Origin of the sequence: Chryseobacterium sp. MMS23-Vi53, from assembly GCF_047651245.1 — a bacterium.
In the GTDB taxonomy this organism is placed as follows: domain Bacteria; phylum Bacteroidota; class Bacteroidia; order Flavobacteriales; family Weeksellaceae; genus Chryseobacterium.
In genome coordinates this window covers 2,467,543-2,491,930 of sequence record NZ_CP180265.1, presented here as the reverse complement: position 1 = coordinate 2,491,930, position 24,388 = coordinate 2,467,543, and the positions used below count along the sequence as shown (strand labels likewise).

At 34.1% G+C, this 24,388-nt stretch carries 17 protein-coding genes; 7 read left to right on the top strand and 10 right to left on the bottom strand.

Annotation, left to right across the window (positions count from 1 at the left end):
• Window positions 1–82 precede the first annotated feature (82 nt).
• The 7 genes from ACKX2A_RS11005 to ACKX2A_RS10975 form a co-directional block, all read right to left on the bottom strand.
• On the bottom strand, window positions 83–1,294 hold the full coding sequence (locus tag ACKX2A_RS11005) for a PepSY-associated TM helix domain-containing protein (RefSeq protein ID WP_415324587.1): 1,212 nt from the start codon (window positions 1,292–1,294) through the stop codon (window positions 83–85).
• 481 nt (window positions 1,295–1,775) lie between these two features.
• Window positions 1,776–3,893, bottom strand: coding sequence for a TonB-dependent receptor (locus tag ACKX2A_RS11000; protein WP_415324585.1), 2,118 nt, complete (start codon window positions 3,891–3,893; stop codon window positions 1,776–1,778).
• A complete protein-coding gene (locus ACKX2A_RS10995) occupies window positions 3,893–5,098 on the bottom strand; it encodes a PepSY-associated TM helix domain-containing protein (protein ID WP_415324584.1) in 1,206 nt (401 codons plus the stop codon). The genes ACKX2A_RS11000 and ACKX2A_RS10995 overlap by 1 nt, the downstream gene beginning before the upstream one ends.
• Window positions 5,099–5,150: 52 nt before the next feature.
• Window positions 5,151–7,334 (bottom strand): TonB-dependent siderophore receptor, encoded by a 2,184-nt coding sequence (locus ACKX2A_RS10990; protein WP_415324582.1) that lies wholly within the window; start codon window positions 7,332–7,334, stop codon window positions 5,151–5,153.
• A gap of 151 nt (window positions 7,335–7,485) precedes the next feature.
• A complete protein-coding gene (secA, locus tag ACKX2A_RS10985; RefSeq protein ID WP_415324580.1) occupies window positions 7,486–10,560 on the bottom strand; it encodes a preprotein translocase subunit SecA in 3,075 nt (1,024 codons plus the stop codon).
• A gap of 126 nt (window positions 10,561–10,686) precedes the next feature.
• Window positions 10,687–10,908, bottom strand: a complete 222-nt coding sequence (locus ACKX2A_RS10980) for a DUF2795 domain-containing protein (protein ID WP_047399050.1) — start codon at window positions 10,906–10,908, stop codon at window positions 10,687–10,689.
• A 142-nt stretch (window positions 10,909–11,050) separates the two neighbouring features.
• Window positions 11,051–12,073 carry a GDP-mannose 4,6-dehydratase gene (locus ACKX2A_RS10975; protein ID WP_415324578.1) on the bottom strand — a complete coding sequence of 341 codons (1,023 nt, stop codon included), beginning with the start codon at window positions 12,071–12,073 and terminating at the stop codon, window positions 11,051–11,053.
• 89 nt (window positions 12,074–12,162) lie between these two features.
• On the opposite strand from ACKX2A_RS10975, the gene ACKX2A_RS10970 reads away from it, so the two are divergent.
• Genes ACKX2A_RS10970 through ACKX2A_RS10960 form a run of 3 tightly spaced genes read left to right on the top strand, consistent with a single transcriptional unit; the run spans window position 12,163 to window position 17,350 of the window.
• Window positions 12,163–12,960: a DUF2797 domain-containing protein gene (locus tag ACKX2A_RS10970; RefSeq protein ID WP_415324576.1), complete on the top strand. Its 798-nt coding sequence runs from the start codon at window positions 12,163–12,165 to the stop codon at window positions 12,958–12,960.
• A 1-nt stretch (window position 12,961) separates the two neighbouring features.
• Complete coding sequence (locus tag ACKX2A_RS10965; protein WP_415324575.1) at window positions 12,962–14,659, top strand: WG repeat-containing protein; 1,698 nt, start codon at window positions 12,962–12,964, stop codon at window positions 14,657–14,659.
• A 12-nt stretch (window positions 14,660–14,671) separates the two neighbouring features.
• Window positions 14,672–17,350, top strand: coding sequence for a hypothetical protein (locus ACKX2A_RS10960; protein ID WP_415324573.1), 2,679 nt, complete (start codon window positions 14,672–14,674; stop codon window positions 17,348–17,350).
• A gap of 105 nt (window positions 17,351–17,455) precedes the next feature.
• On the opposite strand, the gene ACKX2A_RS10955 is transcribed toward ACKX2A_RS10960, so the two are convergent.
• On the bottom strand, window positions 17,456–17,812 hold the full coding sequence (locus tag ACKX2A_RS10955) for a hypothetical protein (RefSeq protein WP_415324572.1): 357 nt from the start codon (window positions 17,810–17,812) through the stop codon (window positions 17,456–17,458).
• 173 nt (window positions 17,813–17,985) lie between these two features.
• On the opposite strand from ACKX2A_RS10955, the gene ACKX2A_RS10950 reads away from it, so the two are divergent.
• Together ACKX2A_RS10950 and ACKX2A_RS10945 are read left to right on the top strand one after the other, a co-directional pair.
• Window positions 17,986–18,180 carry a hypothetical protein gene (locus tag ACKX2A_RS10950; protein ID WP_415324571.1) on the top strand — a complete coding sequence of 65 codons (195 nt, stop codon included), beginning with the start codon at window positions 17,986–17,988 and terminating at the stop codon, window positions 18,178–18,180.
• 121 nt (window positions 18,181–18,301) lie between these two features.
• Window positions 18,302–19,348, top strand: a complete 1,047-nt coding sequence (locus ACKX2A_RS10945) for a PA0069 family radical SAM protein (RefSeq protein ID WP_415324570.1) — start codon at window positions 18,302–18,304, stop codon at window positions 19,346–19,348.
• 180 nt (window positions 19,349–19,528) lie between these two features.
• On the opposite strand, the gene ACKX2A_RS10940 is transcribed toward ACKX2A_RS10945, so the two are convergent.
• Window positions 19,529–19,696, bottom strand: a complete 168-nt coding sequence (locus ACKX2A_RS10940; RefSeq protein ID WP_415324568.1) for a bacteriocin-like protein — start codon at window positions 19,694–19,696, stop codon at window positions 19,529–19,531.
• Window positions 19,697–19,963: 267 nt separating this feature from the next.
• On the bottom strand, window positions 19,964–20,914 hold the full coding sequence (locus ACKX2A_RS10935; RefSeq protein WP_415324567.1) for an isopenicillin N synthase family dioxygenase: 951 nt from the start codon (window positions 20,912–20,914) through the stop codon (window positions 19,964–19,966).
• Between the two features lie 85 nt (window positions 20,915–20,999).
• On the opposite strand from ACKX2A_RS10935, the gene menD reads away from it, so the two are divergent.
• Together menD and ACKX2A_RS10925 are read left to right on the top strand one after the other, a co-directional pair.
• Window positions 21,000–22,673: a 2-succinyl-5-enolpyruvyl-6-hydroxy-3-cyclohexene-1-carboxylic-acid synthase gene (menD, locus tag ACKX2A_RS10930; protein WP_415324565.1), complete on the top strand. Its 1,674-nt coding sequence runs from the start codon at window positions 21,000–21,002 to the stop codon at window positions 22,671–22,673.
• A gap of 45 nt (window positions 22,674–22,718) precedes the next feature.
• On the top strand, window positions 22,719–24,386 hold the full coding sequence (locus tag ACKX2A_RS10925) for a GLUG motif-containing protein (protein ID WP_415324563.1): 1,668 nt from the start codon (window positions 22,719–22,721) through the stop codon (window positions 24,384–24,386).
• Window positions 24,387–24,388 lie beyond the last annotated feature (2 nt).

Genomic DNA, 24,388 nt, shown 5'->3' with positions numbered 1-24,388 from the left:
TATTCTAAAATTCTAAAAGGTTAAAATTATAAAAAAGATTGTATTCTGAGACGATTAACCCAATATTTATTTAAAAAAATTATTATGTTGTTTTTGGAGCTTTCTTTTTTCTTCTTCCCCACCAAATCATGAAGCCAGTCACTGGTAATGAGGCACATATCAAACTTACAATGAATGCGATGATCTTTGTTGGAAGTCCTAAAATCGATCCTACGTGAATATCATAATTCGCTCCAACTGTTTTTTCACCGAAATTTTTGTCTTTCATATCGTGAGTATGAAGCAATTCGCCAGAGTTTTCATCGAAAATCAAACTGCTGCTTTTATGGTAAGAATATGATAAGTGTTTTACGTAAACTTCAAAATTCGGATGTTCGTGATCGTCCATATGTTCATGTCCAAGATCTATCGAGAAACCATAAGAGTTTGGATATTTTGCTTTTACCGTATTACTGATTTTATCTAAAGTTCCTTCCGTTCTCAATTCAATCGGCGCTTTAGTTTTAATCATTGAAAAGTCAGGATATTGAGTATTTCCTCCTGAAAAGATGAAGTAAAATGCTGCCTGAACTGCAAAGAATGCGTAAAATAATCCTGTTAGTGAAAAGATTAATGCAAAAATAGATGCATAAAATCCTAAGATGTTGTGAAGGTCATAATTTTTTCTTTTCCAGCTTTTTACATTTTCCCATTTGAAAGAAAAGCGTTGTTTTCTGGCTGCTTTATTTTTAGGCCACCAAAGTATAATCCCTGAAATCAGCATGATCACAAAAATGATAACCGGAATTCCGACCACATAAGTTCCCCAGTCTTGTTTTAAAAGAAAACTCCAATGGATCATCTTTACAATTTGGAAGAAACCGTTTTTTTCATCATATGTTCTTAAGACTTTTCCGTTGTATGGATTAACGTAAGCAACTTTATAGATGGGGAATTCATCGAAATAATTCCAGCCTTTCGGGTCGTGTTCGTACCAATAAAAAAGATAAGACATCTTTTTGTCGATAGGAATATTCACCCAATGAACAGGATATTTTTCTTTAACCTGTTCTACTACGGCCTTCTCCAAAGTACGGATCGGAAGAACTTGTTTCTGCTCTATATTTTGTTCGTTGTGATAAATGACATCCTTTCTGGTTGCATTCTCAATTTCATCCTTGAAAACATATAAAGCTCCTGTAATAGAGATAATGAAGATTAAAAATCCGATGCCCAAACCGAACCACAGATGCAGTTTTCCGGTCCATTTTTTAAATGCGCTTGGTTTTCTCTTATGGTGATGTTTCTTCTTCATATCTTCTTTAAGTCCGGCAAAGATAAGATTTTTAATTTTTATTTAGAATGTTTATAAATTGTATTGAATGTTTTAATTGAAATTTTTCTTTGATCGCAAAGGAAAACAAAGTTTTATTTTGAATTTTGCGTTTGGTTTTTAAGATAAACAAAGGCGTCTCACTTAATTTCGAATTACAAATTGTAAATCTTGTTAAATGAAACGCCTTTTATTTTTTTGATTATTTTTTATTTTTTCTTCAAAGTATTTCCGTTCAGTTTGTCATGCTGTAAGCATCTAAATGTAGTATTAGAAACATTATTGAACAATTCGAGTCCGGATCCTTTCAGGATGACAAACTTTGTGAATATTTCTCAAATATTTAAATTAATGACCGAGGTTTAGCCCCGATTGCAATGACATCCTTTTTCTGAAATGGCTTGAAAAAAGCGTTGGCGAAAAAGATATAATGGAAAGCGGGAAATAGCTTCAAATAAAAAAATTAAAATTTATATTCAACCATAAAAGTTCCTCTCATTCCCAAAGAATTGGTGAAATCGCTGTCTCTTGCGCCCCACCAAGCGATTGCGGGCTGATACAATTTATTGAAAACATTTTCTACACCTAAAGAAAGTCTCCAATTTTTGTTGACATCATAGCTTGATTTGAAGTTGAAAACCGTATATTCAGGAACTCTGCCTTCACCATAAACATACAATCCCGTTTTCGCATTTGGTTGGAATCTGTTTTGCTCAAATGCATGAAGCATATCCAAACCAACAGATAATTTCTGTGTAGGTCTTACCTGAATGTAAGCCAAAACTTTCGGTGCAGAAATTCTGCTGTTATTGATTTTCGTTGAATAATCGCCGTCGTCTTTTGGAGAGGTAATTCCTTCCATCCAACTGTAGCTTCCTCCGAAATTGATCCATTTTACTGGAGTGAAATGCAAGAAACCTTCAACTCCATACACAACTTCCGGCGCTCTTTGGATCGTTAAAGCTCTGTCCGGGCTTTGGATGAAAGTTGCCCCCAATTTTGAAGTACTTACATAAGAAGTTACTTCGTAATTCAACCATTTTGTGATGTTTCCTGTTGCTCCCAATTCGTAGTTATTTACGATGATTGGTTTTGTTTCAAGATTGGTGATCGTATCAGAAGTTGAGGTTCTCAAGATTCTCCCCAATTCGTTGATGGAGTATGCCTGTGAAAAACTTCCGAAAAGATTAATCATAGGATTGATGTTGTAACGAAGACCTATGTTTGCGACTAAAGCATTATATTCTAAATTTCCGCCTGTTACAAAGATGCTTTTGGTGAAAGTTCCATCTGATTTAAGAGTAGAAAGCGTGTTGAAATCTCCAACTTTTACTTTCATATTTTCATAACGAAGACCTCCTTTGATGGTTAATTTCTTTAATAAATCAATTTTAACCAACATAAAAGGCGCAATATTCGTCATGTCCATGTCCGGAGTCCAGTAACGACCGTCTTCCAGCTTTTGAACAGTTTGGTCATTCAAAATATCAACACCATAAATAACTTCCGCCTGAGAATTTTGAGCATTCCACAATTGCGTATCGAAATTTACCCTTGCTCCTTTTTTCTTTGAAATAACATTGGACTGACCACCATTCAGGAATGTATCGCTGTATCCGTAAACAGTTCTGAAGTCTTGGAAATAAAGATTTACATTCAATGCAGTTCCTTTCCAAAGGTTTTTATTGTCGTAGCTTACTTTAAAATTGTGGTTTCTAGGTGTTCCTTGCGGAGTTGTCTCTAGGTTTTTCCCCGAGCCTTCCCCGATAGTTGGTGTAACTCCGTATTTTCCAGTTTTTAAACCTAAATCTAAATCAGATTTTGAGGCATAACCGATATAAGACGCTTCAATTCTTTGATTATCATTAAAATTATAGCCCAATTTCAGCATTCCGTTGTAGTTGTCCATTTTTGCTGGGCTGTAAGTCGGACTTAAATTCACACCATCTGCATCTTTCATATAGCCTGTTCTTTCGTAAGCTAGTGAAGCAACGTAATCGAATTTCGGAGTAATTTTCCCTGAAAGCAACTGACTTGCTCTGAAACCCAGCGTTCCGCCATAAGGTTGTCCTGTAACGCCAAATTGAGTAATCCCCGAAATTTTTTTATCAGAACTGCTTTTTCTTGTAATATAATTAATGATTCCTCCGTCTGCACCGTTTCCATAGATCGATGAAGCACCTTTGATTACTTCAATTCTTTCAATAACCGATGGATCGATGGATCTTAAATCTCGTGCACCGTTACGAAGTGGAGTAGACTGTGGAATTCCATCAATTAAAACTAAAACCTGACGACCTCTCAAAGTTTGCCCGGTGTTGGAAGTCTGTCCCGAACTTGTCGCCAAACTCGGAACAGTATACTGTAGAATACTTGTAATGTCTGAATTGACTGTTAACTGAGACTGAATTAGTTTTTGATTAACAATCGTAACAGAGCTTGGTATTTCTTTGATGTTTTCTCTTTTTCTGGATGCAGTCATTATAACTTCATCCATGTCCTTTACCTGTAAAGAGTCTTTTTGCTGAGCAAATATTGTGGTTGTAGCCAGAGTTGCTACGGATAGTATTAATTTCTTCATTATCGTGTTTTAATTCCTTTTTTCTTCTTTTTTCCTAGCCATATTAAAAATCCCGTTACGGGCAATGAAGTGCAGATTAATCCTGCTATAAACCAAATGATTTTTCCGATGATCCCGAAATAAGAACCTGTGTGAATATCGTAATTGGCATTGGCATATTTTTCTGCGGTATTAAGCTCCTGATGAGGCTTATTTGATAATAATTTTCCCGAATATTTATCGAAAACCAATTGATTTCTGATAGCAAATCTCCCATCTTCGCCATAAACAGAAACCGGAATGTTTTTTAATTCTTTTCCTTTTTTATTTTTTCCGTTTAGTGGAATTCTGAAACTTGATGAAGCAGAGTATAATTTTCTTGTTTCCTGTACTGTAAGATCAAAAATCGCTTTATTCTTCGACATTAATGAATCAGGAGATTTAATTTCCTTTTCTTTTGGAAGTTCCAGCTTGCCGGAAAGGGTGAAATTAAAGACATTCTTCACCCATGGATATGCAAAGTAAATTCCAGATAAACTCAATATTAAAGCTATAAATGAAACATAGAATCCTAAAATATTGTGAAGATCGTAGTTTTTACGTTTCAAAGTCTTTATATTTTTCCAGTCGAATGAGAATCTTCCTTTTCTTGCCTTTTTATTTTTAGGCCACCAAAGAATAATTCCTGTAATCAGCATAATGATAAATAAAACCACTGGAATTCCTACTACATATTTTCCCCAGTCTGCTTTTAATAATAAGCTCCAGTGGATAGCTTTTAAAATAGGGAAGAGGTCATACTTTTCATTATAAACTCCAAGAATTTCGCCTGTATATTGATTGACGTAAACCAACTTATTGATTTTAACTTCATCAAAATAATTCCAAGCTTTTTTATCTTTTTCATAATATAAAAACTCGTAAGATTTGTTTTTATCTAAAGGAATTTCAACCGAACTGATTGGAAATTTTTCATTGATTTCCAACGAAACTTTTTCCTTTAAAACCTCAATAGAAAGTGGTTTTTCGTTTACCGTTTCCGTTTTTACATAAATAGCATCTTTTCTAAGTTGATTCTGAATTTCATCCTTAAAAACATACATCGTCCCCGTCAAAGAAACAATAAATACAATAAGCCCAACGGACAAACCAAACCACAAATGCAGTTTGGCAGACCATTTTTTTGTAAAAGAAGGTTTCTTTTTATGATGATGCTTCTTTTTCATTTAAAAGAAAACTATTCCTGATCTTTCAGGAATAGTAGTTATTTTTTTATGATTAAAACTTATAAGTAACTGTTCCAAGAGCATTGATAAGCTTTTGTGGATTTCCAGTTGTATATCCGATCCAGTAATGTTGATTTGTAAAATTGTCAACTTTTACTCCAATTCTAAATTTCTTAGCATCATAGAATGCATTAGCATTTAGTACAAAATATTTGGGTAGGATAAATGTTTCAACTTTTGCCGTTGCTGTATTTTCTTGATTGTAAATCTTATTAGCATTAGCAAAGTTTCCTCCAACTCCAAAACCAAGACCTTTCAAAGTTCCATCAACAAACTGATAACTTGCGTTAAAGTTTCCTAACCATGGAGATCCTGCTGTACTTGGTCTTAAACCAGTGCTTAGGTCTGTTGTATCATTGTAAGATAAACCTCCGATCAAAGAGAACCCTTTTACTAAATAAGCATTCACTTCAAGTTCCACTCCTTTGCTTTGAATTTCCCCTGTTTGCGTTTGTACGGCATTACCAGCAGCAGTATATTGTCCTGTACCAAGTAACATATTTTTTACTTTAATATCATAATAGCTTACTGTAGCATTGATTTTTCCATTGATAAGGTTTGCTTTGAAGCCTCCTTCAAACTGATTGGCTCTTTCCGGATCTGAAAGGGCGATTGCTCCTGCTAAATCCGTTGTATAATAACCATTACTTTTAAAGCTATTCTGGTAGTTTCCGAAAACTGAGAATTTATCTTTAATAATCTGATAAACTATACCAGCTTTTGGAGTTAATGCAGACTGGTTATACGCCGGAGTGTCATTTATCCAAACTTTACCACCTAAGAAATCGTTGTTTTCGTAACGTAATCCTAAAACAATATTAAGCCCTGAAATTGGTGTGAAAACGTTTGAAATATATCCACTGTAAGTATTTGTATCTCCATCTACGTTATATTCTCCAATATTTGCTGGATCATTGTAAAGTGCACCTAAAGTTGTTCCATTAAAATCCGAGTAGTTCCCTCCATTTGCAGGAACTGTAAATGTTGCTCCATTTGTAAGATAAAAGAAACGAGATCTATCCTTAGTCTTTAGATAATCAAAACCAACAACTGTTCTGTTTCTCATTCCGTTTCCAAAACTATAGTCGAAGTTGAAGTTTTGTTGAAGCTGTAGATATTTTTTTCTACTGTCTTTCGTCGCCTGATCGAATCTGTTTACAGAAACATTATTATTTGCGTCAACTGATGCTGAAAAATATGGTCCGAATCCGTCAGAATAACTGCTGGAAGTATTAATATTAGTTGAAGACTTAATATTATCGCTAATCTTATAATTTATCTGACCAAAGATATTATTTACTCTTGCAGTTGTATATAAATCATCTCCAATATAAGATTCCTTGTAGTTTAATCCTGCTTTCTCAAGATCTTTCATGTTATCAATTCCATTTAATGCTCCTGGCGTTAAATAAAAGAAGAATTGATCTCCAACAGCTCTTGTATTGAACATTTCATATTCAACATTAAATTGTAGTCTGTCGTTTAAGTTATATGTTAATGACGGAGTAAATGCGAAATATGAATTCTTTGCATCTTTCTTTTGGAAAGTTCCTTGGTTGGTATATGCTGTATTAATTCTGAAAAGAAGTTTTTTATCCTTTGTCAGCGGAGCATTAATATCAGCCTGAGCTCTATATGTGTTGTAACTTCCACCCATTAGACTTACTTGTCCTTCAAAGTTTTCGTAAGGTCTTTTTGTAATTCTGTTGATTAAACCTCCGTATGAAGCAACGTTACTTCCGTATAATGTTCCTGATGGCCCTTTTAATACTTCAAGTCTTTCAATGTTTACTGCATCAATCGTAGTTGTAACAGGGGAAATTAAACCATTTCTCATTGAATTATTAGAAGGAAAACCTCTTAAAACAACAAACGATCCTCCATCTCCGGCTCTGCTTGTAGGACTCCACATTTGCTGTAAACCGGTAACGTTTCTGTAAGCATCGTCAACTGTGAAAATAGCCTGATTCTCTAAAATAGTTTTATTAATTGAAGAAAAAACTTGTGGATCTTCAATTGCCTTGATAGACATCTTATTTGAAAAATCAGAATCTTTCTTAATATAAGTGTTGATAATTACTTCATCAATATTTTTGGTGTTTGTTGAATCCTTTTTTTCCTGTGCAAACGTTAGCATAGAACCTAACAATGAAGCGCAGATCAGTACATTTTTCATGAAGCTCAAATTTCTGCAAAGATATTGTTTTTAATTATTCTAAATTAGAAATAGGATTGATATTTATCATATAATTATTATACAATAAATAAGAAAAACCCGCAACAATCTGAGTTGATGCGGGTTTTGTATTATGAATTAATTATTTTTCTTATGCAGGAATTTCTCCTTTGTACAAGAATGAAATAATTTCTTTATTCAATTTGTCAATCATTTCGCTGAATAAGTGGAAAGATTCCTGCTTATAAATTACCAACGGATCTTTTTGTTCGTAAACGGCTCCCTGAGAAGATCTTCTTAAGTCATCCATTTCACGAAGGTGAAGTTTCCAATTTTCGTCGATGATGGATAAAGTGATGTTCTTTTCAAAATCATTAACTAAACTTTCACATTGTGTATCATAAGCTTCTTTAAGATCTGCAACAATTGTCATTGTTTTGTGACCGTCCGTGAAAGGAACCTGAATCATTTTGAACATCGAACCTTGATTTTGATATACATTCTCAATAATTGGGAATGACTTCTCTTTCAATAAGTTCAGTTTCATCTGATAATCTTCCTGAGCCGCCTTGAATAAAATATTCGTTAGATCCTGAACATTTTTATTCTTGAAATCATTCTCAGAAACAGGAGATTCCATTGTGAAAGTTTTGATGATCTCGTATTCGAAATCTTTATAATTTCCTGTAGCTTTTCCTTTGGCAACGATAGAATTAGCAACATCAAAAATCATATTTGTGATGTCATATTTCAAGTGATCTCCGAAAAGGGCATTCTTTCTTCTCTTATAGATTACGTCACGCTGCTTATTCATAACGTCGTCATATTCAAGAAGTCTTTTTCTTGTTCCGAAGTTGTTTTCTTCTACTTTTTTCTGAGCTCTTTCGATAGATTTAGAGATCATAGAATGCTGAATAACTTCACCTTCTTTATGACCCATTCTGTCCATCATTTTCGCAATTCTTTCAGAACCGAAGAGACGCATCAGGTTATCTTCTAAAGATACGTAGAACTGAGAACTTCCCGGATCTCCCTGACGTCCCGCTCTACCTCTCAACTGTCTGTCAACACGTCTAGAATCGTGTCTTTCTGTTCCGATAATTGCCAAACCTCCCGCTTCTTTTACTTCTTTAGAAAGCTTGATATCGGTACCACGACCTGCCATGTTGGTTGCAATGGTCACAACTCCAGGCTGTCCTGCTCCCGCAACGATTTCTGCTTCTTTTTTGTGAAGTTTCGCGTTAAGAACCTGATGAGGAATTTTTCTTAATTGTAATGCTTTTGAAAGTAACTGAGAAATTTCAACAGATGTTGTACCTACTAGAACAGGTCTTTTTGCTGCGGTTAATTTTTCAATTTCTTCAATTACAGCGTTATATTTTTCTCTATTAGTTTTGAAAACTAAATCCTGTCTGTCATGTCTTAAAATCGGACGGTTGGTAGGAATTACCACAACATCTAATTTATAGATTTCCCAAAGCTCACCCGCTTCCGTTTCTGCAGTACCTGTCATACCCGCAAGCTTGTTGTACATACGGAAATAGTTCTGTAAAGTAACTGTCGCAAACGTCTGAGTTGCAGCTTCAATTTTTACATTTTCTTTAGCTTCGATTGCCTGGTGAAGACCGTCAGAATAACGTCTTCCTTCCATAATACGACCAGTTTGCTCGTCAACGATTTTTACTTCACCGTCAATGACCACATATTCATCATCTTTTTCGAATAATGTGTATGCTTTAAGCAATTGGCTCATGGTGTGAACTCTTTCAGATTTTTCAGCAAAATCAGAGAAAAGTCTTTCTTTAGCTTCGAATTCTTCTTCTTTAGATAAATTTTTAGCTTCCACTTCAGCGATTTCAGTTCCGATATCCGGAAGAACGAAGAAGTTGGGATCAGAGTTTCCTTGAGACATGTACTCAACACCTTTGTCAGTCAAATCAACCTGATTATTTTTTTCTTCAATAACGAAGTAAAGATCTTTATCTACGATCGGCATATCACGGTTATTGTCCTGCATGTATTGAGCTTCAACTTTTTGAAGCAATGCACGGTTTCCGCTTTCCGATAAAAATTTAATTAATTGTCTGTTTTTAGGAAGACCTCTGTAGGCCTGAAGCAATTTGAATCCTCCTTCTTTAGTGTTTCCTGCCGCGATTAATTTTTTAGCTTCATTAAAAATTGCAGAAACCGTTTTTTTCTGAACTTCAACGATTCTGTCGATAGAAGGTTTTAGAACATCAAATTCCTGTCTGTCTCCTTGTGGAACCGGACCGGAAATAATCAACGGTGTTCTTGCGTCATCTACCAAAACAGAGTCAACCTCATCGACGATAGCAAAGTTTAGTTCTCTTTGTACCAGCTCTGAAGGTGAAGTTACCATGTTATCTCTCAAATAATCGAAACCGAATTCGTTATTGGTTCCGTAAGTAATATCTGAATTATATGCTTTTCTTCTTCCGTCTGAGTTAGGCTGATGATTATCAATACAATCGATGCTCATTCCGTGGAATTGGTACAATGGTCCCATCCACGCCGAGTCTCTCTTCGCAAGGTAGTCATTAACTGTTACAACGTGAACTCCTCTTCCCGGAAGTGCATTTAAAAAGATTGGCAATGTTCCTACCAAAGTTTTACCTTCTCCGGTTGCCATCTCGGCAATTTTACCGCTATGAAGAATAATACCTCCGATAAACTGAACATCATAATGCACCATGTCCCAGTTTACGGGTGTTCCGGCAGCATCCCATGAGTTTTTCCAAATAGCAGTGTCTCCCTGAACCTCTACGAAATCTTTTCCGGCAGCAGCCAGCTGTCTGTCCCAGTCAGAAGCTTTTACCTGAATAGATCCGTTCTGAGCCCATCTTCTTGCTGTTTCTTTTACTAATGCAAAAACTTCAGGAAGAATTTGTAGAAGAACTTTTTCTTCGATTTCGTATGATTCTTTCTTTAGAGTCTCAATTTTTGAGAAAAGAGCCTCTTTTTCATCCACGTTTTTCGAATTTTTTATCTGCTCTTGGATTTGTTCTATTTGAGCTGTGATTTTGCTGGTTGCAGATTTAATATTTTCTTTAAACTCAGCAGTTTTCTCTCTTAAACCATCGTCAGACAATTGCTGAATTCCCGGTTCAACAGCTTTGATTTTTGTTACAACTTTTTTTACTTCTTTTAGGTCCTGCGCTTTCTTGTCTCCCAAAAACCCTTTTAGAACTTTGTTTAAAAAACTCATAAATTTTTTGCTTTATGCCTAAAGGGATATCCTTTAAGCGTTTTTACTAACACTTATAGTGTATAAATAGATATTTAAAAAAGGGCAAAAAAGCTCTAAGCGAGGCCTAAAGCTCAATGCTTTTAATTAATATTCGTCTTCGTTCCAAAGATAATCTTCGTCCGTAGGATAGTCACTCCAGATTTCGTCGATTGCATCATAGATTTCCCCTTCATCTTCAATTGCCTGAAGATTTTCTACCACTTCCATTGGTGCACCAGTTCTGATTGCATAGTCGATAAGTTCAGACTTTGTCATTGGCCAAGGTGCGTCACTTAAGTAAGAAGCTAATTCTAATGTCCAGTACATAATTTTCTAATTTTTTGCAAAAGTATAAAAATAGCTTATATTATATGCTTTTTTATACTTGATTTTCAATTCTTTTTATTAATTTTTGTTCATTGTATGCCAATAAAAAGTACTAGAGCGACTTTCACAGGCATACTTGATGTCATTTTCTCAAAAACCATTCCACAAATTTTTTTATGCCATTTTGGAAGTTTGTGTCAGGTTTGTAGCCAATTAAAGTCCTTGCTTTTGTAATGTCTGCATTGGTTTTCTGCACATCTCCGGGTTGCATTGGCAGATTTTTTCGGATGGCAGATTTTCCTAATGCATTTTCAATCGTGGAAAGCATTTCATTTAAATTAATGACTTGACTTTCTCCAAGATTAATAATTTCATACACATCGGAATTATTTTCCAGATAAATGATAGATTTAGTAATCCCATCAATAATATCATCAATATAAGTATAATCTCTCGCCGTTGTTCCGTCGCCGTAGAAAGGGATTTCCTGTTCCTCTGAAATTAATTTAGCAAATTTATGAATCGCCAGATCCGGTCTCTGTCTTGGTCCGTAAACCGTGAAAAACCTTAATTGAATCATGTCGATTTTATAAAGGTCATGATATACGTGACCTAGAATTTCACCACATTTTTTGGTCGCTGCATAAGGTGATATTGGGTTGTCTACATTGTCCGTTTCAGCAAAAGGAACTTTTTCGTTGTTTCCGTAAACACTTGAAGATGATGCACAAATGAATTTTTTAATATTAAAATCTTTGCACAACTCCCAGAGATTCATTGTTCCTCGAACATTGACTTCTTCATATTCTAAAGGTCTTTCGATGGAAGGGCGAACTCCCGCAAGAGCCGCCAAATGAATAACTAAATCAATCTGGTGATTTTTAAAAATTTTCTCCAACCCCTTTTTATCGCGAATATCTTGATAATAAAGTGTATAGTTGTCTGATTTTGAAAGAGTAATTAATTTGTGGATATCTTCTTCTTTTTCAGAGAAGCCAAAATTAGAATTATCATTAATTGACTCTAAAGTATTTTTAATTTTTATCTGATAAGGATAGAAATCATCAAAGTTGTCAATGTTAATGACAGAATGTCCATTTTTTAATAATTGCTGGACTAAGTGGGAACCAATAAAACCGCTTCCGCCGGTTACAAGATATATCATCTGTATGTTTTTCTTATTGCAAAAATATAAATTTACTTCGTGAAAAATATAATCATTAAATTTACTTAAAAAAGTTAACTAAAATTAATATGCAGTTTCAAGGGCAAATTTTAAAAATGACGAGCTTTAATGATGAGCCGATTCAATATTATCTTAATCTTTCCGATGATCTTATCCATATGAATGAATTGTTTGGAAAGGAAATCACAATTAAACATACAGGCTTTCAGTGTGTAAACTGCGGTGAACCTAAAACCATTTACAGAATGGGGTTTTGCAAAAGCTGCTTTTTTGAAAGTCCATATGCAAGCGATACAATAATTCGTCCGGAACTTTCTACAGCGCATTTGGGAATTGCAGAGCGTGATTTGGCGGTTGAACAGCAAATTCAGCTGCAGCCTCATACGGTTTATTTGGCTTACACGGGCGATGTGAAAGTGGGTGTAACGAGAAATACGCAAATTCCTACGAGATGGATCGATCAGGGAGCTACTTTTGCCTTACCGATTGCGAGAACCGAAAATCGTTATGAAGCCGGAATGATAGAAGTTGCTTTGAAAGAGCATCTTGCGGATAAAACCAACTGGAGAAAAATGCTTCAGGATGATTTTGAAGATGATGTCGATTTACTTGATTTTCAGCAAAAAATAAAAGAATATTTTCCGGAAGATTTCCAAAAATTCTACAGCGAAGGCGAAAATCTTTGGAAATTTGATTATCCTTACGAAAAGCCTGAAAAAATAAATTCTTTTTCACTGGATAAAAAACCTGAGTTTACCGGGAAATTAACGGGAATCAAGGGACAGTATTTGTGTTTTGACAGTAGTAATTTTATGAATGTGAGAGGACATGAAGGATATGTGGTTGAGCTGCATGTAAAAAATTAATATGTTTAGAATTTTATTATTGCTTATCTTAATTTCATGTTCTGGAAATTCACAAAAGATTTCTAAAGATGATATTAAATTTAAACAGCTTGATTCTATTTCCAATTGGTTTTTAATTCAAAATAATCAAGGAAAATGGGGATATGCAGATAAAGAATTAAATATAAAAATACCAATCAAATATGATGATGCCGGTATTTTTTCTGATAATGGAAAAGTATATATCAAAGAAAATGATAAATATGGCTATTATGATCTTAAGGGAAATATTGTAATTCCAATTAAATATGCTTATGCATGGTATTTTCAAGATAACGGACTTGCTCCCGTTTGTGTAGGAAAAAATAAATGTGGCTTTATTGATGAAAACGGGAAAGAGATTGTTCCAGCGATTTATAGTAGTATAAAATTTGGACAGCTTGATAATATTATTGCTGCAAAAAATGCTTCTAAATGGGCTTTTTTTAATAATAAGGGAAAACAGATAACAGATTTTATTTTTGATGATATTTACACGAGCTATAAACAAGTTAATAATAACGAAAGAGATACCTTTTTCAAAAATGGAGCAGTTTTAGTTTTAAGAAAAAATAAGTATGAATTTCTTAATGAGCAGTTTAAACCTGCTTTTTCACAATATCAATTTGATTTTGCTTTTCCATTTGATACCAATGGTAATGCTGTTGTGAAGAAAAATGGAAAATTTGGAGTAATCAATAATTTAGGGGAGACTAAAGTTGCTTTTGAAAAAGATATGATTCAAGCTTTTGATAAATATGATACAGGTCAAATTGGCTCCTATAGATCTCAGAGTGGAAGAACTACTGAAATCTATGATAAAAACTTTAATTTATTTATAAAAACAGAGGATAAAAACATAACATCTACTTTTTTTAAAATAAGAAATAAAAGGAAAGAAGTATTTATATTTAAAAATGAACAGAGTAAAACAGGAGTAATTACCAAAGACAAGGAAGTTATTATTCCATTTGAATATGATGATCTGAGAGAAATTGAAGGAACATCGTTCTTATGGGCAAGTATAGGAGATTTTAATGGTATAATTACTGAACAAGGGCAAACTAAGATCCCAATAAAATATAAAGAAATTTATTCTGTATACGATAAGTTTGATAATGAAGATGAGATAGGAAAACTTTTATTTATAGCAGATGGAATGATGATTGATATTAATAATAATGTTGTTATTAGTGGATATGATGCTATTGCACCAATTTATTATAATCACAATAATCTTATTGTTTCAAAAAACAAGAAATTTGGAATTATTGATGTTAATAAAAAGATCCTTTTGCCTTTAGAATATGATGAGATTTCAAATTGGGTAGAATATGGACCGGAAGGAAAGCATTTTATTGTCAAGAAAGGTAAATATGGACTGATAGAAAAAGAAACTTTTAAAACAATAATTCCTCCTGTTTATGATAAGTTTGATCAAAGAGAGAATTTAATTTTCGTTTCAAAAAATGATAAAGCAGGAATATTGGATTTAAATAATAAAGAAATTTGCCCATTCATTTTTGATGAAGTAAGACCGCATAAATATTTTGGATATGATGACGGAAGGAATAAGTTGTTTTATTCTAAAAAAGGAAAGAAATTTTTTCAGATAACTTATACAGGAAAAATAGAAAAGGAAATTTCAGAAAAAGAGTATAAAATTAATACCGAACATTAAAAATATGTAATCATGAAAAAATGGGTTAAAAAGCTAATGATAGGTTTCGGAGTATTGTTAGTAATTGTTCTGCTGGCAAACTTCGGACTCAATATTTGGCTTAAAACCCAACTTCCGAATTATATTAAAAACAATACGGATTACAAAGTTTCCTACAAACTTTTAGAGGTTGATTTAATGTCGGGAAATATTTTATCAACAGGAATTACCGTTAACAGCAAAAACCCACAAAATACTGAAGTGATCGGACTTCAAGGTACAATTGATACATTGAAAATAAGCCGTTTTGGAATTTACGATGCGATTTTTAATAAGCAAATTAGTTCATCGGATTTGTTGTTGGCCAAACCCAATTTAAATATCATTCTTGCTAAGCCGATTGATAAAAAAACCGGCAAAAAAAGAAATCCTGTTCTGTTTGAAAATATCAGAATTAATGAAGGAAATATAAGTATCTTCAGGCATACAAAGCAGAAATTTTTTTCAGTCCAGCAACTGGATCTTTTTGTTGAAAATTTACAGATGACGGAAGAATCTGTAGAAAATAAATTACCTGTTGTTTTTGATCAGTATAATATCAAAGGGAAGAATTTCTTTGTGCGTCCTGATGAGTTGTATGCGTTGAAAATCAATTCAATATCTACAACAAATGGACAAATGTCTGTTGAGAATTTTCAATTGATTCCTTTGTTGAATGTTGATCAGCTTAAAAGATATTATCCTAAAAAAGCAAAACTTTTTCAGTTTAATATTCACAAAATGGAATTTACCGATGTTGTTTTGAAAAAGAACAAAGTTTCTTTAGCAAATGCAACATTTCAAAATCCTGTTCTCACGGTTTATAATACGAATGCAGTTTCTCAAAAATCAAATAAACCTTTAAATTATGAGGTAAATTTAAATGATATTAAATTAAATAATGCAAGAATAAAAATCGTAAAACCAGATGGAACAAATTTATTCACAGCGGCTAGTGTAAGTTTAAATATTAGTGAATTGCTCTTTAATAAAGAAACTTCTCAAGAACAGATCCCAATAAAATATAAAGATTTTCACTTTTCAGGAAAGGAAATTGTCTTTTCAAATCACAACGATTACACGGTTCGAACAATCGCTTTTAATCCTAAAAGTGGAGAAATGCAGGATGTTTTGGTTACTCCAAATGCTTCTTCTGCTGGAAAAACGAAAATTAAATTAGGGGTAAATCACATCGCTTTTAACATCAATAAATTTGGTTTTATTGATAATAAGCTGGATTTAGACATCAAAGATTTCTTACTCGAAAATGCAAACGGAACGATCACAGCAGGTGAGCATAAATCTAAAAAGAGAAGTAAAAACACAAGAATTGAATCAATTTTAGTCAGAAAATTGCAGTTGAAAAACTCGGCAATTACTTATGATAAGGGAAATGAACCGCTTACTTTTAATGATCTTAATGCTACACTAAGTAATGTTCATTATGCTTCTAATCCCAATGATGAAGGGCATTCTTTGAAAGTTGAAGATTATTTTTTTACAACCAAAAACTTTGCCTACAAAACTCAGTTTTATAATATGACGGTTGGGTTTTTAAATTTAAATAAAAATAAAGCCCAGATTAACAATTTTGCGATGAAACCTCTCGTTTCGAGAGCGCAGTTTATCAAAATGATACCTGTTGAAAGGGATTTATATGATATTAAAGCAAATCAAGTTACGGCAGAAGGAACTTGGGATCTTTTTTCTCAAAATAAAATCATCAATGCTTCTCATGTCACGATACAATCTGCAGATGCCAATATTTTCAGAAGTAAAATCCCGAAAGATGATCCGAAAGAAAAACCATTGTATTCCAGAATGTTGCGGTCTATAAAGATTCCGATGGTTGTGAATAATCTTGACCTTAAAAACTCGGTTTTGGTGTATGAAGAAGATACACCGGAAAGTGCGGGTCCCGGAAAATTGACATTCAGTGATTTTAATATGAATGTGAAAAACTTAAACTCAGCTAAGATAAAAGGTAAACCGACAAAAGTTGATATTAAAATCAATTGTTCATTCATGAAATTGGCTCCGTTGTCGGTCAATTGGAGCTTCGATGTTGCCGATCAAGGCGACCGTTTCAATATTTCCGGAAGAACGCTGAATCTTCCTGCACAAGGAATTAATCCGTTTATCCGTCCATACTTACACGTAACAGCGACAGGTACCATTCAGGAAATGATTTTTAATTTTAATGGAAACCCAAAAGGGTTGAATGGTCGATTTAATCTTAGACATAAAGATTTGAAGGTTGCCATTTTAGACAAAAATAATAACGAGAAAAAAGGCTTTTTGACCGCTGTTGCGAATCTTTTGGTAAAATCAAATTCGGGAAGTCTTCCGAGCGATGTGATGGTTGAAGATGTTGAGCGTGACCCTACAAAATCGTTTTTCAATCTTTTCTGGAAGGGGATTGAGCAAGGTTTGAAAAAAACTTTAATTGGAATTAATGTCGATAAAGCGAAGAAAACCGTTGAAAATACCAAGGCGAAAGTTCAGAATGTAAAGAATGATGTGAAAGGAATGAAACAGTCTGTAAAAGAAATTGGTCAGGAATTTAAAAGTTCTAAAACTCAAAAGGAAGAGACGAAACCTGCCGAAGAAAAAGAAAAGAAAGGCTTTCTGAAAGGCGTTTTCAAGAAAAAAGAAAAACCCGAAACAAAATAGTTTCGGGCATTATATTTTTGAGCGATAATCGATTTGTTTTGGCTAAGATATAGGTCTCTTAATTAAACTTAAAATCTTTTAACCGTTCAAAAACAATATTTTATATTAAAAATTATATTCTTCTTCTTCGCTGTCATCGATTGGGATTTCTCTTAAAAACTTATCAAAATCTTCGCCGGGATAGTTGCTGTCTGCTCCATAAGAATCGATAATCATGCCCCTATTTCCTGCAGTATCTTTTATTACATAGAGAACTGCATTGTCATCTGGATTACTGTCTCCTTCAAAACGGTAAGTTTTTAAGATGATCAGTTCGTTTGGTTGATAATTTTTTTCAGAATTTTCCAGCTTCATTTCACAAGATTCATTCATCCTAAATTCTCTGTGGATGCCTCTTTCATTCAGTTTGTTCATCACCTGGCTCAGGGTGGTCATTCTGTCGATGTTTTCCGGATTTTCCATAATAATATTTTTAGCATAAAGTACAATAATTAAACCATTAATTCTTAAAATATGGTATTTCAGCGAATTATATTTTTCTTTAAAATTTAGTTTAATGTTAACAAAATTTATAACTCAATTTTTTTGAATAGGTACACTTTTTGCAATAATCATCTTAATAAATCGGACAAAATATGAAAAAAGAAGTCGGAGTATTGCTAGCAGGAGGTGTTGGTCTTCTGGCAGTATTAAGTATTATCGGGATTAAAAAAATATTACACAAAAAAGACAAAAAATATAGTGATTCCTATTCGGATTATCACAGACACTTTGATGGAAAAAACCACGACGACGAATACCACGGAGTGGAATTTTATGCACTGAAGTAGTAAAACAATATATTCAATTATGTTTAAATCCGGCACTGTTACAGGGCTGGATTTTTTTGTGGAAAACTTTTGTGTTAAAACTCATTATTTTATAAAAATTCCGTTCTAATTTTACATCGTAATGCAGAATGAAAATATCATAAAAGGTCAGGGAGCTCAGCGAAATGTTATCAACCGTTTCGATAGATATACCTATGAACCGGAAGATGAAGATTTCGAAACTGTAAAAACGTCTTTCACGGAAATTTTCCCGAAAACAATTGTAAATCAGGTTAAAAGTGAAGATTTGCCAATGGAATATTCCATGAATCCTTATCAAGGCTGTGAACATGGCTGCTCGTATTGTTTCGCAAGACCGACACACGAATATTGGGGGTACAGTGCCGGAATTGATTTCGAAAGAAAGATTATGGTAAAGAAAAATGCTCCTGAATTATTAGAAAAATTTTTTCAAAAAAGAGGGTATAAGCCTGCTCCGATTTTGCTGTCAGGAAATACCGATTGTTATCAGCCTGCTGAGCGACAGTTCGAGATCACCAGAAAAATGCTGCAGGTTTGTCTGGATTACAGACATCCTGTCAATATCTTGACAAAAAATGCATTGGTTCTGCGAGATTTGGATATTTTAAAACCTATGGCTGAACAAAATTTAGTTTCCGTTTCTTTGAGTATTCCCACAATTAATGAAGAACTCCGAAGAAAAATGGAACCTAGAACGAGTTCGGCAAAAAATAAATTGAAAGCCATAGAGGTTCTTTCAGAAAATAAAATTCCTGTGAATGTGATGGTTGCACCGATTATTCCCGGACTAAACAGTGATGAACCTTTAACGATTTTAAAAGCCATTTCCGAAGCCGGAGCTCAGAGTTTTGGCTATACTTTGGTAAGATTGAATGATACTGTCGAGCCTGTTTTTGTGAATTGGATTGAAAATGCTTTTCCAGACCGTGCACAAAAGGTTTTAAATTTAATTCGCTCAATGCGTGGCGGAAAATTAGGTGAGAAACGGTATTTTGACCGACAAAAAGGTGAAGGGAATATCGCGGAAATGATTCATAGTACTTTTAAAATCGGGCGAAAAAAATTCTTTGATGGAAGAGAGTTTCCGAAGTTGTCTGTTTCGAATTTTACAGGTGCTAAAGATCAACAGCTGAGGCTGTTTGATTGATTTTCTGTTTTTATCTTTTGATATTATAATATTTTCTCTCGCCGATTTTACAGATTACGTAGATGTTTGTGTTTATTTTAAATGTGAATTTATTATACAAATATTTGTGCAATTTGTGTTTAAATAAAAAAAACCGCTCCAAAAGGAACGGTTTCTTAGTATAAGTGTTTTTAATTTCAATTAGATTGTATTATCCGGGCATTTGAAATCGTCGCTACATGTTGCGCAAACGATCGTTCCGTCTGGACATGCATACATACAAAATTCAGGTTGTGGAAGTGTTTTTATTCCTCCCGCTCCAGTAATCGTTTTTAATTGGCTTTTGTTTAGTTTTTTTAAATTTTTCATGTTGTTTAGTTAAAGATTTGATACTAAAGTAAAGATAATCAAAAAACTAATAAGTCAAACGTCTGTGGTATATTTTTTACAATTAATTTTCTACAACAGATTGAAATAATATTTAAAATCTATTTTAAAGTAAATTTTTTTAGTTAAAATATTGATTACTGTTGAAAGGTCTGCTGTTAGTGGATGTCCTTAAGGCTTTCAGAAAAAAATAATACAAAACTTTAATTCAAATAAAAAAACCGGGCAAAAATACCCGGTTTCATTATTTTATTTCTTAATTAATCCTAATTCAATCAATCTTTCATGTAAAAATTCTCCTGCTGTTGTGTCTTCATACAATTTGGGATTGTTTTCATCAACACAATTTTCAAGAGCGTTTAATGACATTGAACTCACCGGATGCATAAAAAAAGGAATCGAATATCTTGAAGTTCCCCACAATTCTCTCGGCGGATTTACCACTCTGTGAATTGTAGATTTCAATTTGTTGTTGGTATGTCTCGATAACATATCTCCAACGTTAATCATCAATTCGTCCGGTTCTGCAATCGCATCGATCCAGTCTCCATTGTGATTCTGAACCTGAAGACCTTTTCCTTGAGAACCCATCAAAAGGGTAATTAAGTTGATGTCTCCATGTGCTGCAGCTCTTACCGCATCATCTGGTTCCTGAGTAATTGGCGGATAATGAATTGGTCTCAAAATAGAGTTTCCTTCTGCAATTTTATCATCAAAATAAAATTCATCAAGACCAAGATACAAAGCCAATGCTCTCAGCACATATTGCCCTGTTTTTTCCAGCATTTGGTAAGCTTCCTTACCGACTTCGTTGAATTTTGGAAGTTCTTCAACGACTACATTGTCCGGATACTCGCTTTTGTATTTGGAATCATCCGAAACATATTGTCCGAAATGCCAAAACTCTTTCAAGTCTCCTTTTTTGAAGCCTTTTGCAGTCTCCTTACCGAATCCTACATAGCCTCTCTGTCCACCAATTCCCGGAATTTCGTACTTCTGTTTCGTTTCCGTTGGTAATTCAAAAAAGTTTTTTACCTCACCATACAATTCATCTACCAATTTGTCATCAAGAAAATGGCCTTTTAAGGCTACAAAACCAATTTCTTCATAAGCTTTTCCGATTTCATTTACAAATTTCTGTTTGCGTTCCGGGTTGCCCGAAAGGAAATCACGCAGGTCTACACTAGGTATTTTATCCATTTTTAGAAATTTACGAATTGCTAAATTACAGATTTTTGAATTAAAAATTATTTCGTGTTCCGCATTTATAAATTAAATTTGTATTATGAAAAAATATTCTTCCAAAAGAAGTATTCAGATACTTGCGCATCTTCTTCAGCAGTACGAAATTTCAAATATTGTCATTTCACCGGGATCCAGAAACGCTCCTTTAGCAATGCATTTTGCAGAAATGCCGGGGACTTTTCATGCTTTCAGTATTGTGGACGAGAGAAGCGCGGCTTTTGTCGGGATGGGAATGGCGATGAGTGAAAAGAAACCGGTGGCAATCACGTGTACAAGTGGTTCTGCAGCAGCTAATTATTACCCTGCCATCACAGAAGCATTTTATTCGAATATTCCTTTGTTGATATTAACTGCCGACAGACCAACAGATTATGTTGATATTTTTGATGGACAAACCATCAGGCAGAATAATCTTTTTCATCAGCATTCTTACGGCGATTTCCAATTGGTAGAAGACTCTAAAGAAAATGCAGAAGACATTAATTTTGATTTAATTAAAAAAGCAATCGAACTTTGTATTGAAAAACAAGGTCCGGTGCACATCAATATTCCGTTGGAAGAACCTTTGTATGAGCTTGTTTCTGAGCTTCCGACTTTCCCAACGGTTGAAAAAACGATCAAGCATAAAGAATACGAAATTCCGTCCAACTTAGTGGCAGATTGGAACACTTCGCAAAGAATCATGCTTTTGGTCGGTACAAAAGACTACAGCCCTGAATTGGAAAACCAATTGACGCAATTGGTTAAAAATCATTCTGTTGTTGTTTTGAGTGAAGCGCATTCCAATTTATATCATGAAAAGTTTTTCAGGCATATCGATCGTTATGTTTTCAATTTTACAGAAGAAGATTTCAAAACCTATGCTCCTGATTTACTGATCACTGTAGGACAAAATGTTGTTTCTAAAAAAGTAAAACAGTTTTTAAGAAGCGCACGACCAAAGCAACATTGGCATCTGGATGAAGTTTGGCAACCCGATACCTATTTTGCTTTAACGGAGAAAATTGAAGTCAAACCTGAAGTTTTCTTTTCTAAATTATTGAAATTCGTTACTTTAGAACCAAAACCATACTTCAATCTTTGGGATGTTTTGAAAGATAAAAAAGATGTAAAACATGAAGAATTTTTAAATACAGTTGAATTCTCAGATTTTTATTTCTTTAATACAACTTCAAAAGCGATTCCTGAGAATTATAATATTCATTTCAGCAACAGTACGGCAATACGATACGCTCAGTTGTTTGATTATGGTAGAAGAAAAATCTATTGCAACAGAGGAACAAGCGGGATTGATGGCTCAACTTCTACAGCAATGGGATTTGCCATCAAAAATGCCAATCCAACTTTGTTGATTACGGGTGATCTGAGTTTCTTTTACGACATCAATGGGCTTTGGAATCAATACATTCCGCCATTTACAAGAATTATGATTTACAATAATGGTGAAGGAAATATTTTTAAATTTATTCCAGGTCCCGGAAATGCGAATCCCAATACACTGGACGAATTTATCGCTACAAAGCATCATAAAAGTGCAGAACATTTAGCAAAACATTTCGGATTCACGTACACAAAAGTAGACGAAGAAGCAACGCTCGATCGGGTTTTAGAGAATTTCTTCAAGCCTGATGTTCAACCTAAAATATTGGAAGTCAATACATATGGCAAGAACAGTGCAGATGTGCTGAAATCTTACTTTGAGTTTATGAAATAAAATAATTTATTTAATTTTGCAGATTTGGAAACTAATTTGCAAACCATGAATAAATCTCTATTTCTTTTACTAAGTTTATTTTACACATTTTTACATTCTCAAAACTATTCCGGAGGTTCCGGAACAGTGAATGATCCATATTTAATATCCAATCTTACGGATTTAAAATACTTAAGTGAACATAATTCACAATGGAGCTATAACTTTTTACAGACAGCCAATATAGATGCTGCAATAACTTCTACATGGAATAACGGGCAGGGTTTTAATCCTATAGGAGGTACATCCACTTCTTTTTATGGAACTTACGATGGCGGAGGTTATAATATTACAGGACTGTATATAAGCAGAACTTCAAATATGTATGTTGGGATGTTCGGAACAGTTTACAGCTCGGGAACTCTTAAAAATATAAATCTTATTGGAGGCTATTTTTACGGTGATATGTATATTGGCAGTCTTGCAGGCGAGACATTAGGCATTGTAACCAATTGTACATCTTCTGCAACAGTAAAAGCAGGGAAGTATGCCGGTGGTTTAATCGGTATTATTAAAAACGGCATCACCAATTCCTCTGCAACAGGAAATGTTACGAGTGGACCAGGATATTCCGCAGGCGGACTTGCTGCATCTGCATCCGGGAATGTATCAAATTGTTTTGCCACAGGAATTGTTAAGGGAAGCGTAGGAGTAGGAGGTCTTTTAGGAGCTTCATCGGGTAACGTTACAAACTGCTATGCTACAGGAAAAGTTACCAAACATCCTGCAGGAGGCTCAACTACTTCCGGAGGTCTCATTGGCTATGCTTCAAACCTTGTTTCAGGCTGCTATGCTACTGGTGAAGTAGATGGTGATATTGTTGGCGGATTAATAGGAAATACTTCCAACAACGTTACAAAAAGCTATGCAAAAGGAAATGTCTCTGCAATGGGGACAGGGGGTACAACATATGTAGGTGGTTTAATCGGGATTATAAGTCACGCAACAGCAACAGCATATTTTTCAAACGTTAGTTTATCATTTTCAACAGGAACTGTAACCGGCAGCTATGCGAAAGGAGGATTGATAGGATACTGTCAACATTTACAGGAAATTAATGTGACAAATTGCTACTCAAGAAGTAATGTTCCGGGAGGAGACGGAGGTCTTATTGGAGGATTAGGAGAAGATGGAGCATTCATAACCACAAGTTACGCTACTGGAGCTCTTGGAGCAAATGCAGGAGGATTGATAGGCGGAGGAACTAACGTTAATTTCACCAATGCTTTTTGGGATCGCGAAACAACAGGAGCTTTAGTTGCTGATGCTTCAGGTTTTAATCAAACAAATGGTGGGAAAACAACATCACAAATGAAAACTCAGGGTACTTTCACCAATTGGGATTTTGCAAATGTATGGGCTATAAATCCTGCCATCAATGACGGATACCCATATCTAAAAGAAAATACAGAATATTTATCAACAAATGAATTGTCAAAAAACGATAGTAATATTACGGTATATCCTACGATAGTAAATGATCTTATATATATTTCTTCTGATGTTAGTATTATCAAATACTCAGTTTTTGATATGCAAGGTCGATTAACTATTCAAAACACCCCTAATTCAAAAGAATTTAGTATAAATCTTAGTAATTTACAACAAGGAACGTATCTCTTAAATTTGATTCATCAAAAAGGATTCGAATCTAAAAAAATCATTAAAAAATAAAT